Raw genomic sequence first — 14,886 nt, forward strand, 5'->3', positions numbered from 1 at the left:
AGGTCAGGCTGAAGTTAATCGTTGTTCCTGTGGTTGTACCGGAAGTGACACGACAAATGTTGATCCCTCTCCCGGAGTACTTGTCACGTGGATAGTCCCCCGATGCTGGCTGATGATCCCATAGCTTACGGAGAGACCAAGGCCAACGCCGCTCACTTTGCTTTTCGTGGTGAAGAAGGCGTCAAAAATCTTGCCGAGGTTCTCTTTCAGAATCCCCACACCGGAATCACCGATGGAGACCTTCACAAATCCGTTTTCCTGTGCAGTCCTGATCTGCAGGTGACCTCCTCCCGGCATCGCATCCCGCGCATTGAGAACGAGGTTGAGAAATACCTGTTTGAGTTTGTCTAATGACCCTTGCACCATCGGGAGATCAGCACTGAGATCGGGCTTCACATCGATCCGGTTCCTGATCAGTTCATCACCGAAGGATTGAAGGACTTCTTTCACAAGCACGTTGAGATCGACAGGCATCGTCTCTTCCGGCACGAACGAGGTTCTGTAGAAATCGAGCAATTGGCGGGTCAGCTTCGACATACGAGTGACTTCTTCGTATGCGACTTCGATGAGGTCACGCCCCTGCGTTTCCGAAGGAAGCCGTCCGAGACTGGTTTTCAGACAGCTTTGAATGTTGTGTATGGGATTGTTGATTTCGTGTGCAAGCTGCGCCGTGAGTTTTCCTGTCGCTGCAAGCCGTTCACTCTTGACGAGTTCTTCCTGCGCTTCCTTCAGCTTCTGCACTGTTTCATCAAGCTCGCTGTTGCGGGCGATCAGATCCTGGTTGAGACGCCCCAGCTCACTGATTTTCTCCTTGAGCGACCGGCTCATGTCCCCGAACCGCTGCGCCAGAAAGCTCAATTCGTCTCTTCCGCTCACAGCGATGATATGGTCGTAGTTCCCCTTGCTGACCTCGGTCGTCCCTTGCACAAGTGCATTGATGGGCCGTGTCATTCCAACGGAAATTGCATGTCCGATGAGCGTCGTCAGCGCAAGAAAGACCACTGAAATGAGTCCGAATGCTCCCAGGATTGGATTGAGTGACCTGGAAAGCTCCCGGTCGGTGGATTTGATGATCAGGTACTTGATCGGCCTGGCCGTGGATTCCGGTTTGTTCAACTGGAATGCGGTCCCCAGGAAGACATCGTTCGCTGCCTTCACTTTGAGAACGATGGCGGAGTCGGATTCGGCAAGCATTCCCGAGCTCGCGAGCGATGTCATAAGTCCGTCATGGTCTGCGAAACTGATCGTCGAAAGAACAACGTCCCGGTCGTTGGTGAGGATGATCTCGCTGTGGTTGGTCCACTGCTTCAATCTCGCCAGCTCCTCCTGCGTGATGGCAAATCCGAGTGTCAGCGTTCCGACCATTTCGCGATCGACCAGCAGAGGTACTGATGAGACGCGGAAAATCCTGTTCCCAAGAAACCATACATCGGCGGTTGAGCCGGAGCGAAGAGCCTGTTGCACGGAGGCGCGTCCGGCGACATCGTCTTCGATGCGATTGCCGAACACGAGCTGCACAAGGGACTTGCCATGCCTGTCGGTGAGAACCAGAAGATCGCTGGCGGTAGTCTGGTTGAGTTCCTGCGACAGCTGGTAGGCAGTTTTAGGATCCTGAAGTTCGACGACGGCGCGCAGGCGGGGGGATTCTGCGATTACCTGGCACCCGCGCGAAAGGATTTCTGACTGGAGCCCTACGATGCCGTTCAGTGTGGAGCGATTGCTCCGGAGTTGTTCGGAAAATGCGTCCTCAATCCTGCTGCGGGTCCAATAGTTGATAATAAAAAACGTAATCACCAACAGGCTGAGAACAACCCCCCAGATGGAAAGGAGTATTTTAAATCGGAATTTCATCTTTCCCCGTCAGAGAGAATCGCGAAAGGAACAAAACGACAAACCGCCAAGAGCGCCAGGAACGCGAAGAATTTGAGAATCTCGGAATACCAACTACCTCGATCTTTTCTTGGCGGTTCTTCGCGTGCTTCGCGGTTTGCTTCCTCAACACCCGGCTAGAATGAGACTGCCAGCTGCAGTGCGGTAAGATTGTCATTCGTGCCGGTGATTTCCGGCGTTCGGGTCTCACGCCGCACGAGCTTGATCAGAGTGTTCCGGTCGATATGGTAGCCGATCCCGGCTTCCACTTCGAATACGTTGTTGTCCCAACGCGGATTCGTATCTCCAACGACGAATGTCGAAAAGAGAAGTCCACCCACACGGGCTGCTGTGTAGAAACGCGGGAACCAGGTGTACTTGGCCTCGGCAAAGTAGCCGATGACGGAGAGCTTTGTATCTTCGTTCTCGAACGGGACTGTCCATTGGCTGTAGACCGCTTCACCGTTCAGAAGGAAACGATCCCAGCTGAACTCGACATCAGCTTCACCAATGAGCTGCTGGTAGTGGTTGCTCATCTCAGCACGCGGCAGCGACTTGCCACCGTCGGCGAGATATGCTCCCATCGCAGCCGAAGCTCCTACTGTAAGCCCCATCAGCGGCGTGTAGGCGAGTCGGATAAGCTTGTTGAAATCCCCATTCTGGTTCAGTTGGCCAGCGCTTGCCGTACTGATCGTTCCGTTCGAGCCTGCGATTGCGTAGTGGAGCCGGCCGAGATCGCCATAGAGCATGGCACCGATATCATAGATGCCGAAATCGAGCAGCCGCATGCCGAGTCCCTTCCCCCTGTTATTGAGGACTTCCAACCGTCCGGCAACCTGATTGGTGAGGGACATACGGTATTCATAGATCAACGGCAGACCGTAGAGAAAATTTCTGGTGGGAAACCGCCGTTCTGCGAGGTTCCCAAACGGCATGTCGAACTTTCCCATCTGGATGTTGAAACCAAGCCCGGCAAAGTCAGTGATGCGAATGGCCGCATAATCGATGCTCAGCAGGTTTTCTTCGAAGGACCTGGTGTTGACAAGGACGAAGACGTTGTCCGTCACCTTGGAATCGACGAAGAGATCGAACCGCCACCCGAATGTCCCCGTTCCCTTGTTGACGACACGTTGGTTCTGCGAGCGGGAGCTCTTGAGCCCGTACGCAGAAGCTTCACCGCTCAGCTGCACTTGTGAAAAGACCGGAGCACCGATGGTCATCACGAATGCGAGAGACACCAGGATGTTCTTCATAGTCGGTTCTCAGTAGGTGAAGTTTGCGTTGACAACGTCGCCCCCCTTGACGGTGATACTCTGGCTTCCGGCAAGCTCGCGGCCGTACCAAAACCTGACTGTGTAGGCACCGCTAGGGACGTTCTTGATCGAAAACGATCCCTGGTCATCGGGGACGACAAAATACGGATTCTCGAGAATCAGGATTGTAGCGTTCATGTGCGCGTGAATATCGCAATAGACCCGCACGATCCCGGGCTGGTCGAACCGGACAGACTTCTGGGTTCCGGTCGGATAGCGGCCCAGGTCGAATTCTTTCGGTTGAGAGTACGAAAACACGTTGTGAAAAAGGTTGTCTCGATTTGGAAAGTCCACGGTGGTGCCGGCGAGTACCGGCAATACCTGGGGATGAAACATGAGATCTTTCTGATCGAGAATCGGATGAACTGCCGGAGGAGCAAAGCTGTGCGCCTTCATCACCTCACTTTCAAGATAAATGACGGCCTTCTCCGATAACTTGTACGAAACTGGCGTAGCTGATGTGTGTTCCGGGCCGGTCAGTGCCGGTCGATGCGTGCTGTAGCGGTCAATGATGGGAGGCTTCTGCGTGTCAACATCTACCCTGGCAATGGTGATCTTCCCGCGAATTTCCCCCAGCTTCTTTGCATCCTGTGCCAGTGCGTGTTGACCGCAAGCCAGCGCTCCCCCGAGAAACAGAAGCCCGAGGAGGGTCCTTTTTCTCGTGTGTCGAGGGCTATCCATAGGCATGGTCTCCGTGTGCAGCTGACTTACAATTAACGAAATTTGGTCTCAGAATCAATCAAACGAACGATCTGTCGGGTTCTCTTGATACCCCATTCGTCGGGAGCTGCGCTTCCAATTCAAACCGCCCCGGCGTTCGTGAGCCGAAGCGACGAACGGCACGGCGATTTCGGGAGCGTTAGCAAAGGAACCAATCGTCCCCTCTCCCCTCCGCACAAGCAACCCTCAGAGGGGACTGTTCAATCCTTGAGAAGAAGTTCACCCGCCCTGCCCGGATACGGAACAAGTCCAATCCGATCCGGATCATCATCCTTCAACAACCACGTTACAATCGTTTCGTTGACTTCCTGTGACACGAAACAAGAAATCCCGTTCCGAACTGCTTCGAAACGGGATTGCGATTGCTCTTTGCCAGCAGGTCAGACTGCGTGTTTTGCCTCGGAGACACAGAACCGGTCGAACGCCTGAGCGATTGTTGCCGCCACCTGATCCGCCGTATGACCTTCAATTTGATAACGGTGAATCATGTGAACGAATTTTCCATCGCGCATGATCGCGAACGACGGAGATGATGGCGGCTGGTCTGTAAAGTACTCACGGGCACGGGCAGTTGCTTCCTTTTCCTGTCCGGCAAACACGGTGACAAGCTTGTCCGGTACAACCGGATTCTGCATGGCCTTCGCCAGAGCAGGGCGGGCAGCCCCTGCTGCACATCCGCAGGTTGAGTTGACGACAACGAGTGTCGTTCCCTTCGCCTTCGGAAGCGCCGCATCAACATCTTCAGGTGTTTTCAGTTCCTGTGCCCCAAGCCGCGTCACTTCGTCTCTCATTTGCTGAATCAGAATATTGTACATGTCTGCTCTCCTTCTCGAAATATCAGTCAGAAATTAGTCGCTTATGCAGAAATGATAACAATTGCGGGGGGAATTAGTTCCTTTCGAACCGAAGATCAGCAATTTGCTGTTCGGATGTTCCACGTTTACCATTCACCAAGCGGGGTGACGGGGAGCCCGCCGGTTACGCTCCTACGGAGCTCGGTGCGACACTTAGGGTCGTTGGTTATAGACGTTGCGCTCCTACGGAGCGCTTCTGAGGTCAATCGTGAGACGACGCATCTTGTCGCAAGAGTCATCAGCCCCGTAGGGGCGTGATGTTGATAACCAGGAATCGATCCCTGGTCAAGCTCCGTCAGGAGCGGCAGAAATTTGTAAGGTTTTCGATTCTGCGAGTCGGGGGCTTGAGATTGTACGATCCCGAAAATGTACAGGATCGAATAATGATGTGAAAGTCTCGTTGAGTTTCTGTGTTATCTGTGTGCTATGTGGGGCGGCTTAAAGCCTCAGCTTCGACCCAGAAGGTGCGTGGCACCTGCCGGATTCAAGAAACTTCAAACGTCATTATTGGATATTCGACATTGGATGTTGCCCGGAACATCCGATCTCGCAATGGAATGCCCAATATTGAACTCACAATGTCCAATCATGAAGTTGGGTTGTCAGGAGTGCGGCGGCTTGAAACCCCGATACGTGTCGTACCGGGAATCATAGAAGACAAGCTGGAAGCTGCTGTCTCTCAATGTCCCGCCTGACGGGTAGAGGTAGAATTGTTCGATCGTGCCGGTGGGTTTGGGAGAAGGTTTATGCTGCTCGGAATAAAACTCGAGGACGTAGTACCCGTTCCGGTACTCTGACGTCTCCAGTTGCTCGAGGAGATTTTCGTGGGTAAAACATCGAAGGTCACGGCCAACCATACGCCTTACTGCTCCGGTCCTTGGACATATTCGTTGCGGCGGATGAGCATCAGGATTGCCGAGTGGGGGACAATCAGATACTTGTGTTCGTCGTACTCGATCTCAATGCCGGAGTCGCGGAGAAACACAGCGAAGTCTCCCTCTTCAGCCTGAAGAGGCATGTATTTGATCGGGTCTTTCGGAGAAGTCGACCATTGTTCCTGGTCGAGGAAGTGGGGATTGGGAACAGCGTATCCCGGGCCGACCTGGACAACAACACCGCTGTTGACTTTTTCTTTCTCTTTGACTCCGGGAGGAAGGTATAATCCGTGGTTGGTGCGTTCCGCATCGGCATCCGGTGCGATGAGCACCTTGTCGCCGACAAGGATAATCTTCTTGCGGGATTTTATCTCCACGGTTGCCCCTGCACATTGCCAGATTCGAATGTACCAGCGATTGACCTGTTTCTTTCAAGATACTGAAGTCCCGTTGAGAACGCAAGCTATGCGACACGATCATCAGGAGGGCCCGCAACTATTCAGTGTGTGCTGGACAGTTCTGATCGATGGAGCAATCGAACGAGCTGAATGCTATCATATTGTATTTGCGGCTTCTTCTGGCTCTCCATTTTGGATAGGCTGCCTCACGTGTGATCCAACGTTTGATATTCCCTCTTGCAGACGATCACCCGCTTTCTTCTGCTGATTGGGCTCGAACTCCCCTCTGTTCGATTCCGAACTTCCCTCTGTTCGATTCCGAGCCGCTCACAGCTCCTGATCACCCTTTTTTGATCCTTTCGAAGAAAAGTATTGTGGCCTGCCACGTGCACGAAAGACACTGCGATAACTCGGTGTCAACGAATCATTCGCGAGGCAGTCATGAAATTCTCAACCCTCATTGCAGTGTTTTTCTTCTTGTCTTTTGCGACGCGTGATGCTGCTGCCGAGAGCACCATCACCGCTATTCCCACGGGAGTGAGTGATTCACAATTGGATGCCGATACGATGCACATCGAGTTGAAAATATTGCTTGTTCAGTTTACGGACATCGAATGCAAGAAAGACTCCGAGAGTGGATTACCGTTGTACACTGCGAAGAACTTTGAAGATCTCCTTGGGTCGGAAGGCATGTATGTATCTCCGAAAATGCATTCACCGGACGGAGATGAGATTTTCGGAAGCATGAATGATTATTTCAGAATCATGTCCGGCGGCAGAGTACGACTTCACGCAACAGTTATCAATCGGTCGATCGCGGAGAGCAACCGGCCACTCTGGATCACGCTGCGTCACACAAAACAGTACTATCATGCTGACTACAACTTTCCGGTATTCGATGATGCGCTGGATGCTGCGAGAAAGTCGGGGTTGGATGTATCGACGTCTGAAGACACCAGGCTGGCAATTATCTACGCGGGAAATGCCTGGATGAATGCAGGTCTCAATCCACTGCGGTGGGGGGGCTCCTATATCATGAGCGAACTGCAGGGAAGGCCCTACAATCAGGAAGCATCGCATCCAAGGTTTTCGCGAATCGGCTTGCACTGTCATGAGTTTGCGCACACTCTTGGTGTCGTTCACAGCAGCGGAAGCAGAGCCGACCTCATGGAAAGCGGAGTGCGGAACGGATCGATCGAAGGGAACGCTCCTGCTCCCCTGAATGCGCTGGCGCGAATGAGACTGGGATGGGCCCAGGTCATATCGGTTCAGGATTCTTCAATCCAGACCGTCGTCGTGAGTTATTCATTGACCGATCCGACCTACGTGAAAATGAAAAACAACCGTGGTGATCTCTTCGTCGTGGATAACCGCCGTTTCGATCAATGTATGATGATTGGAGATACGAAAGTACCCGACTACAACAACGCGGCGTTCTTTCCTCCGGCTTGGGGCCATGCATCAATACGGCAAGGTATGCTTGTCTGGCGCGTGAACGGCATTGACAGCATCGGAGACCCAGCAGGTTATTCGGCAGAAGGACTGATTTACGCAAGCGGTCGCTATGGAAGAACTTACCCTGAAGGCAATCCTTCTGAGACAGATGATGGGGTTCCGTTCCCGGGTGTATCGAACCGACGAATTCTCTCTCCTTCGTCCGATCCTCGCAGCCCATACACGACCGAGCCCAACTTCTTTGAGACCACGAAGTCTCATTATACGCTCTTTGTTCCGAACACAACGAGGGGATCAAATGCGAGCATGGAAATCGTCTTCGAGGATAGTGAACAAGGCACGTTCACCGTCCGCTTCAGCCTCTCCAATTCTGCGAATCATGTTCTCAGCAGCAGCTCGGCTGAAATCGTTCTCCCGTCGTCGTATGTGCTTTTTCAAAACTATCCGAATCCCTTCAATCCCTCGACAACGATTCGTTTTGCATTGCCAAAGGATGACCATGTTACGTTGAAAATTTTCGACCTGCTGGGGAAGGAAGTCGCAACGTTGGTATCTCAGGATCTTGGGCCAGGATACTTCACGGTTCGATGGCTGGCAAATGTTCCGAGCGGGACGTACTTCTACCAATTGCGGACGAACGAGTCCGTGGAGACGAAGAAGATGATACTGACCCGATAGTCTCTTCTGCGACTCTAGTTCTCATTTTGAATTCCGAGGAAAGACTGCTCACACACGATCAACTCTTGTGGGGACTTTCGTGAGTCGTTGTGATCTTGAGAATCCAGTCTGCCGTCTAAACGGAGCTCCCTAAGGACAATGCTAGCCCGATCGCGGAAGAGTCACTGCCGGCTGTTCAAGTCGGTCGCAGTGACCTTTTTTTTGGAACGGCCCGACTTCGCACTACGTGCTATGTCGGGCAGGCGGTCCCGCCAGACCGCGTGGCGGGCTGGTGCGTGCTCAGCGCCTATGCGTTTAGGGACTATTATACAAATAAGGATTCTACCCAATTCCAGGACTCACGATGAAAAGGACTAAGCCCTCTTTCATTCTTTTGGACGATTGTCCTCCCCCACATCTCTCCGTAGTTTGATTCAAATGAGCCCGTACATCCGTCCGTGCTTCCAAACGCACCACATCATAACACCTTATTCAAGGGAGGTTAGTATGAAACGCTCGTTCGTCAACATAGTCTCAAGCATGCTGATCGCAGTACTTTTAACGACTGCTTTTGGCTGTTACGGTTCCTTTCCGTTGATCAACAAGGTCTACAAGTTCAACGGCGGCCTCGGGAACAAGTTCGTGAATGAACTTGGGTTTCTTGTTATGAATATTGTCCCCGTGTACGGCGTGGCGGCTTTCATAGACGCAGTGCTGCTCAATACGATCGAGTTCTGGAGCGGTAGAAACCCGGTATCAGCATCGAACGATGCCGTCGTGCCACTTGATCCGACTTCGACCTTGACCTTGAGGGGGGCAGACGGATCGGTGCTCCTCACCACAATGACGGACGAGGGAATCAGTCAATACGTGTTTCAGAAGGGAACTGACGGGACGGTTGTCAGAGACGTCAGCGGGAAAGTATTGGCTCGCTGCACCATGACGCAAGACGGTGGAATGCGTATCTACGATGGGAACAGCAATCTTGTGGCAGACTGTTCAGCTGCGCAGGTCCAGCATCTTGGCGACGCCTCCAAATCTTCGAAATAATTCTCACTGTCTTCAGTTGTCGATCAGGAAATGTGAGGGCAGGTGTCAGTATTGCGTGCCCTTTTGTTTTGAGGTGAAGCCAGACACGCATGCAGGGGACAGATCTCAGGACTCGAGGCTGACCTACCTGCAAAAAAAGCGGTATTCTGGTGATTGCAGAGTCAGGATGTTTTTTGTATATTGAGTAAGACCTAAGAGGAATCGTGCGGAGAGAGATACAACTCGGAACGTAGCGCAGCCCGGTAGCGCACTTGCTTGGGGTGATGTTCCGAATTCTTCGGGGTACAAACCTACCTAACAAACTTCTATTTGTTCTCCCTTTGTGGTTATCGTTGTGGTAATCCTTGCATCCTTTTTCAAGGAGGCAAGGTATGTTTCTTTCCAAGCGCAATGGAATCTATTATCTCTGGTATGACGATGACGATGGCCGCAAGCGCAAGATCAGCACCAGAGCCCGCCTCAAAAGTGACGCACTAAAGTTCCTCCGTTCATTCGATGAGCGGCGTGAAGCCATTCGTCGAGCCAGAACACATCTTTCAGTCTTCTCCGTTGATGCCGTCCGCTATGCTGAAACCACTTTGAACAAGGGGACAGCCAAGCTCTACGATCATGCTCTCCGTAATTTCAAGAGGATCGTCGGCGACGCTCTCTTGTCCAAGCTAACACCGAAGCATTTCGACCAATACAAATCTGACCGTCTTCAGCAAGTGTCACCCGTCTCGGTGAACGTGGAGCTGAGGACGATTCGGTCGGCTTTGAACCTCGCCGTGCGTTGGGAAGTGATGGAGAGGAATCCGTTCTTTGGGTTGCCGCTGGCTCGTGTCCCTTACGAAACGCCACCTTACTTCACAAAGGCTGACTTCCAACGTCTGTTGGACATTGTCACAGAGTCATGGTTTCGAGATGTTGTCATATTTACTGTTGTGACGGGGCTTCGACGTGGTGAAGTCATCAACCTCAAATGGAATGATGTGGACTTGGAACGGAGGGTAATACTCATCCATAGTCAGGGGGGATTTCGGACTAAGACCGGCAAGAGCCGATTCATACCCATGAACAATGTCGCCCTGCAGCTTGTAATAAAAAGAAAACCTGTGAGTGTGACCGAGTATCTGTTCGAGGTGGAGGGAAGGAAACTGTCGGGGTATTGGTTGAGCCACAAGCTGAAAAAATACGTCCGAAAACTCGGGCTACAGGAGAACCTAAACTACCATGCATTGAGGCATACGTTTGCGAGCTGGTTGGTACAGGACGGGGTGTCGATCTATGAAGTTCAAAAGTTGCTCGGCCACGCTGACGTTTCTACAACACAGATCTACAGTCATCTTCAACCGGAAACCCTACATAGAACGGTTGAGAGGTTGGATTTTGTTTTGCCACAGCGGTTGCTACTAGAACCTGAAAGCATCCCCGATGTCTCCACCCTGTCCACTCCCGAAAATACAACTGGACACTAAAACACCATGATTTCCTTAGCAAATACCCCAATGTGTCCACAGTGTCCACTGTGTCCATATGTTTTTAATAAAGAAGATAGAAATAATAGAATAGGGTACAGAGAATAGTATATAAGAGTTTGAAAAAACCCTGGACACTATGGACACACTGGACACTTTCCGCGTAAGTCATGAGAGTGTACCGAGTTGAGGGTGTCCACATGCAGATCGGGAGGTGGACACTGTCCATGCCGGTGGATCTGACCTCAATGATGAATGCTACGGCAGTAAGAACAAAACACTCCTAATCCCCTCTAAATCGCGAAATGCGCGCTGAATTCAGGGGGTTCATCTGCCGGTTCATTCGATTCGCGTAACCACGCCCACAATTGGAGGGTAGGGACGAGAAGCAGAACTCCGAGGAAACCCAGAGCGGTCTTGTGTCCTGCGATTCGAGATCGTGGAGGAAAGAAGAATCCAACGGATGCCAATGACAATCGGATTTGGTTAATGCGCTAACCACAAGCTGACGAGTACTTTACACGTTGCAATTGAGCGATTCCTGCGATATGTTGAAACGTTGTAAATATGAAAGCACCGCAGACCTAGCATCATCTACTCTAGTTCGCAGTCGAGCATTTACCTGGGGTTCGAATCCATGTTCCCCTCTCATCGTTTCTCATTCTTTCGGGGACTAATGAGTGAGCTCGAGGTATTGCTCGGCCTCATGTGTTCATTGGCGCTTGAGTGCAATTCATATCGTCTGATGCCTACTGGCCTTGATGCAACGGAAAGGTGCCGATTGTGATTGATAGCATGAAGAAGAGCCATACAAGCTATCCCGAGATCGTGGAGTTGATTTCGACTGACCACACTAGGGAGGCCCTTGACACGATCGAGGCCAAACTGAAAGCGGCCCCCTCAGACTCTGAATTATTCTACTTGAAGGGAATATGTCTCTGGCGACGACACATGGACGAAAGCAAAAACGTTAGGGCCTGTTTTATTCGTTCAAATGAATTGAATGAAGATGATATTCGCCCTTTGATGCATCTTGCTGTTCAAATTCCATCTACGGCTGAATTTCTGACGAGGCAGCACCCAGAGCTTGCTCCGGCATGGTTTTATCATGGATTTCATTCTGCTGGGAGGCTATCAGACCAAGAGGTAATACACGCCTTTACGCAAGCAATTGAACTTGATCACGAATATGTCGCTGCCTACTTCTATCGAGGCAACCTTCACTTCGAGATGAGGAACTACTACTCCGCTGCTGCTGATTATCGCGAAGCGCTTAACCATTTTGCGAAACCAATATCGGTGGAGTATTTCCTGGAATTCAGTTTCTTTGACGTTCCCATAGACGAACACGGTAGCGACAAATCAGGTGGCTGGGCTGCGACAGTTCCTTTGGATCCAATAAATCGATATCCGAAATTGGATTTTCAGTGGGACCAAGACATTTTCGATGACGAGGATGGGCGGCCGTATCGGGGGTCGAATCTCATTGTAGGAGTGCACTGTCTCAAAAAGCAGCTCGAGGAATTGTCTCATGAGATCGAACATAAGCCCGTTTCCATCGACGACGAGAGTCCAGAAGACGGGATTGATCTTCAGGGCGATTATGCTGAGTTGCCAGGAGAATTGCCGAAGACGGAAGCTCACGATTCTGGTGTGACTGATGCACACAATCGTGGAGAATCACAGGCCAACCCCGATCTGGCGGAAGCGCTTGCGCTTTCGGCAAGAATTCATATCCGGGCACATGATTTCGAGGGAGCCACTCTGCACGGAACCCGAATCTCTCCAGATTGTCAATCCTTTTCATCACTTCTGGCGAGCGCAGAGTACGATTGGAACACTCCAGAAGGCGGTATTGATAGCTACAACACCGCAATTGCAAAAGGTCTCAAGGACCCAGAAGTATATCGCGGAAGAGGCGAGGTGAAATTGTGGAAAGGCAAGACTGTTGAGGCCATAGAGGATTTCACGGTCGCTCTGAATCTCAAACCAGACCTTGTACCTGCATTGCATTGCCGTGGGTCCGCGCTCCTACTTCAACAGAAATACCCTGACGCTGCTGCTGACTTTTGTAGGATAGTGAAACTGACTCCCAATCATCACGGGTCTCGAGTGCTGGCCATCCACAGCCTTCTGTTTGCAGAAGCTTATGAAGAGGCAGTCAATCTTTGTGACGAAGGAATCGATCAAGCTCCTTATTCATTTGTCTACTTCACATTGAAATCGTGTGCGCATATTCTGTTAGCCAAGTACCACATTGGCGGGTCATGCCTTAAGAAAGCGCAGTCGATACTACAGTCGCATAAAACTCTGTACGACGAATATTCCGAAGAAGACAGGGCGTGCCACAAATATGAGTTGGTTCAATTGCTCATTGATGTAGCCATATCTGTGAGCCTGAGTTTGACCGATGTAGCACTCGAGAAGTGCTCACAGTTTTTGGATGCGGACTTGAACAAATCCAGACCCGAAGGGTGTTTGAAACAGATCCTTGAATTTGTAGAACGATCAAATCCCGCGAAACTGAGTCTCATACAAACGGACCTTGAAGTTAATCCACTGGATGATAGGCTTAGAATACCGCTGTCATATTTCTACTACTTGAGATCCGAATACGACGCGGCGCTCAAACTAATAGGTACAACCAACTTGAACAAAGTCCACGTCGAGCCACTCATCATGCAATGCATGATCCTAATTAAGAAGGGGCTGAGTCATGAAACACCTCCGATCCTAGATAAAGCAATTCGCTCGCTTCTACAGGAAGACTTGAAGTGGTCTTTGGGCAACAAGTATGCGATCAAAGCCGGTTACAAGGGAGAATAGATAGACGATGGTTCAAGGTGCACACTAAACTACCTAATAGATGTGAAGATTTGATGGTTTGAGTATTGAGCATTACAAACGGCCTGAATATCTTTGCGCACGGATTTCCACGGCACTGCGGTTTGCCCAAAACCTTTAGAGGCTTACTATGAAATGCCACGACTGCGGGATGGTCGTCGATAATCCAAGAGGTCTTTTCGACGTGAAAGAACGTCAGCAATTGTCAGATTGGTGGATTTTTGGCAAGAGGCGATGGATCGATATCAAGGTTTGCGTAGGATGCTGGAAAAAAAAGGAACAAAGGTAATAAGGGGAAAAGCGAATTTAGTCAGGAAGAACTTGACGATATGGGGCGTCGCGTGCTGATGAATAATATACTCAATGACTAGATTGAACCTGAACCTCCGACTCCATATTCACACAACATCCCAGCCAATTCTGCTCGCTTCAGAATGACCGCGTCGCCAGAACGATCTTTCAGCCTGCTGCACCACAATAAATGAAAAACCAATACTTCGGCGACATCAACGACTACAAAAAGTACGGCCTACTGAGGATCTTATCCGATGAAGGCAGGATGAGAACAGGTGTGTGCTGGATGCTGACCCAAGACGATGGCGGAACGCATGGGTCGAAGACGAAATATCTTAAGGACCCCAGGAAATGGCGCCACTATGATCCAGACCTGTTTGATTTTCTGGTCCAACAAATGGATCCAGTCCGTGCTCGTGGTGTTGGGGACATATCCCGAAGCCAAATCGTGTCGAACGCAATCTACTTCAATGAGATTCTGACAGACGATCGCATGGAGCGTAAGAAATACTTCGAAAACGTTCTGGGAGGTTTCTCCCAAAACCTGGACCTGATATTTTTTGATCCGGATATTGGTTTCGAGGTTAACAGTAAGCCAGTCGGGCGGAAGGGGTCTTCGAAGTATGTCTATTGGGACGAGCTGAAAGCAGCATACGATGCCGGCCATTCGCTCCTTGTGTATCAGCACTTTCCTCAGTTCGCATTGAGGGAGCCTTTCATAGCAAGGCTCACCTCGGAGTTACAAAAGAACATAGGGGCAAAAGGCGTAATCGCATTCAAAACATCGAATGTCTTGTTCTTCTTGGCGGTCCAGGAACGGCATAAGGTCAGAATGGAAGGATGCGCGAAGCGGGTAGTAAGCGCATGGGGAAAGGAAATCCTGTACCAGATTTACTAGCTGGATGTGCGAATTCTATCTCCGTGGCGGGCCAGTCTGTCACAACCTCGGGCAGCAGATTCTGCCGGGCCTGCAAACGCGCGGAGTGATTGGGGTGAATTGAGAAACAAATGCTATTAGTAATAGAAGTTCCAACTCTTCGTGAAACTCCGAGTTGGAAAAGGATCCGAATTCAATAAGAATATCCCCTTGGCATGAAAAG

At 50.9% G+C, this 14,886-nt stretch carries 11 protein-coding genes; 5 read left to right on the plus strand and 6 right to left on the minus strand.

Translation table 11 applies throughout. The features are described from left to right. Positions 1 to 3: 3 nt before the first annotated feature. From NTU47_04005 to NTU47_04030, 6 genes are all read right to left on the minus strand, one after another. The gene (locus tag NTU47_04005) at positions 4 to 1,851 is read right to left on the minus strand and encodes an ATP-binding protein (protein ID MCX6132959.1); all 1,848 of its coding nucleotides are present in this window, start codon (positions 1,849 to 1,851) and stop codon (positions 4 to 6) included. A gap of 155 nt (positions 1,852 to 2,006) precedes the next feature. Further along, a complete protein-coding gene (locus tag NTU47_04010; GenBank protein MCX6132960.1) occupies positions 2,007 to 3,122 on the minus strand; it encodes a hypothetical protein in 1,116 nt (371 codons plus the stop codon). Positions 3,123 to 3,131: 9 nt separating this feature from the next. Continuing rightward, positions 3,132 to 3,863 (minus strand): carboxypeptidase regulatory-like domain-containing protein, encoded by a 732-nt coding sequence (locus NTU47_04015; protein ID MCX6132961.1) that lies wholly within the window; start codon positions 3,861 to 3,863, stop codon positions 3,132 to 3,134. A 419-nt stretch (positions 3,864 to 4,282) separates the two neighbouring features. Then, positions 4,283 to 4,717 carry a BrxA/BrxB family bacilliredoxin gene (locus NTU47_04020; GenBank protein MCX6132962.1) on the minus strand — a complete coding sequence of 145 codons (435 nt, stop codon included), beginning with the start codon at positions 4,715 to 4,717 and terminating at the stop codon, positions 4,283 to 4,285. 641 nt (positions 4,718 to 5,358) lie between these two features. Beyond that, positions 5,359 to 5,613 carry a hypothetical protein gene (locus NTU47_04025; GenBank protein MCX6132963.1) on the minus strand — a complete coding sequence of 85 codons (255 nt, stop codon included), beginning with the start codon at positions 5,611 to 5,613 and terminating at the stop codon, positions 5,359 to 5,361. A 5-nt stretch (positions 5,614 to 5,618) separates the two neighbouring features. Further along, positions 5,619 to 6,008, minus strand: a complete 390-nt coding sequence (locus NTU47_04030) for a co-chaperone GroES family protein (GenBank protein ID MCX6132964.1) — start codon at positions 6,006 to 6,008, stop codon at positions 5,619 to 5,621. A gap of 462 nt (positions 6,009 to 6,470) precedes the next feature. Between NTU47_04030 and NTU47_04035 the strand changes: the two genes are divergently transcribed. From NTU47_04035 to NTU47_04055, 5 genes are all read left to right on the plus strand, one after another. Beyond that, positions 6,471 to 8,162, plus strand: a complete 1,692-nt coding sequence (locus NTU47_04035; GenBank protein ID MCX6132965.1) for a T9SS type A sorting domain-containing protein — start codon at positions 6,471 to 6,473, stop codon at positions 8,160 to 8,162. Positions 8,163 to 8,648: 486 nt separating this feature from the next. Beyond that, positions 8,649 to 9,191 carry a DUF3332 family protein gene (locus tag NTU47_04040; protein MCX6132966.1) on the plus strand — a complete coding sequence of 181 codons (543 nt, stop codon included), beginning with the start codon at positions 8,649 to 8,651 and terminating at the stop codon, positions 9,189 to 9,191. A 371-nt stretch (positions 9,192 to 9,562) separates the two neighbouring features. Beyond that, a complete protein-coding gene (locus NTU47_04045) occupies positions 9,563 to 10,648 on the plus strand; it encodes a tyrosine-type recombinase/integrase (GenBank protein MCX6132967.1) in 1,086 nt (361 codons plus the stop codon). Positions 10,649 to 11,443: 795 nt separating this feature from the next. Then, positions 11,444 to 13,474, plus strand: coding sequence for a hypothetical protein (locus NTU47_04050; protein MCX6132968.1), 2,031 nt, complete (start codon positions 11,444 to 11,446; stop codon positions 13,472 to 13,474). A 499-nt stretch (positions 13,475 to 13,973) separates the two neighbouring features. Then, positions 13,974 to 14,684, plus strand: coding sequence for a hypothetical protein (locus tag NTU47_04055; GenBank protein ID MCX6132969.1), 711 nt, complete (start codon positions 13,974 to 13,976; stop codon positions 14,682 to 14,684). The last annotated feature ends 202 nt before the right edge of the window (positions 14,685 to 14,886 follow it).

Source organism: Ignavibacteriales bacterium, from assembly GCA_026390595.1.
In the GTDB taxonomy this organism is placed as follows: domain Bacteria; phylum Bacteroidota; class Ignavibacteria; order UBA10030; family UBA10030; genus UBA9647.

What these genes read in the sequence shown, in the direction of transcription:
- NTU47_04005 (MCX6132959.1), bottom strand. Translation starts at nt 1,851, where the DNA reads ATGAAATTCCGATTTAAAATACTCCTTTCCATCTGGGGGGTTGTTCTC.
- NTU47_04010 (MCX6132960.1), bottom strand. Translation starts at nt 3,122, where the DNA reads ATGAAGAACATCCTGGTGTCTCTCGCATTCGTGATGACCATCGGTGCT.
- NTU47_04015 (MCX6132961.1), bottom strand. Translation starts at nt 3,863, where the DNA reads ATGGATAGCCCTCGACACACGAGAAAAAGGACCCTCCTCGGGCTTCTG.
- NTU47_04020 (MCX6132962.1), bottom strand. Translation starts at nt 4,717, where the DNA reads ATGTACAATATTCTGATTCAGCAAATGAGAGACGAAGTGACGCGGCTT.
- NTU47_04025 (MCX6132963.1), bottom strand. Translation starts at nt 5,613, where the DNA reads ATGGTTGGCCGTGACCTTCGATGTTTTACCCACGAAAATCTCCTCGAG.
- NTU47_04035 (MCX6132965.1), top strand. Translation starts at nt 6,471, where the DNA reads ATGAAATTCTCAACCCTCATTGCAGTGTTTTTCTTCTTGTCTTTTGCG.
- NTU47_04040 (MCX6132966.1), top strand. Translation starts at nt 8,649, where the DNA reads ATGAAACGCTCGTTCGTCAACATAGTCTCAAGCATGCTGATCGCAGTA.
- NTU47_04045 (MCX6132967.1), top strand. Translation starts at nt 9,563, where the DNA reads ATGTTTCTTTCCAAGCGCAATGGAATCTATTATCTCTGGTATGACGAT.
- NTU47_04050 (MCX6132968.1), top strand. Translation starts at nt 11,444, where the DNA reads ATGAAGAAGAGCCATACAAGCTATCCCGAGATCGTGGAGTTGATTTCG.
- NTU47_04055 (MCX6132969.1), top strand. Translation starts at nt 13,974, where the DNA reads ATGAAAAACCAATACTTCGGCGACATCAACGACTACAAAAAGTACGGC.